Here is a 242-nt window from a genome sequence, read left to right on the forward strand (position 1 = left end):
CGAGCTTGAAGGGCAGCCACGGCGGGCCCATGCCGCTCAGTAGACTGGCTACGAGGCGTGTCCGGCATTTGCCGCGGCGGTGCTGGTGGCCGATATCGTCGGCACTGCCGAACAAGTAACCCAAGATGTGCTGGGCGTGATGTACATCACCCGCCGGTTGCTCTACCTCATCTGCTACCTGGCGGATTGGGCGGTGGTGCGCTCGCTGGTGTGGTTCGGCGGGATGGCGCTGATCGTGTCGT

The 242-nt window shown here is 64.5% G+C and carries 1 pseudogene; it reads left to right on the forward strand.

The window, feature by feature from the left end:
* Positions 1–242, forward strand: a pseudogene (locus OH705_RS28485) (MAPEG family protein); the annotation flags it as partial.

The organism is Pseudomonas sp. BJa3, assembly GCF_026343815.1.
In the GTDB taxonomy this organism is placed as follows: domain Bacteria; phylum Pseudomonadota; class Gammaproteobacteria; order Pseudomonadales; family Pseudomonadaceae; genus Aquipseudomonas; species Aquipseudomonas soli.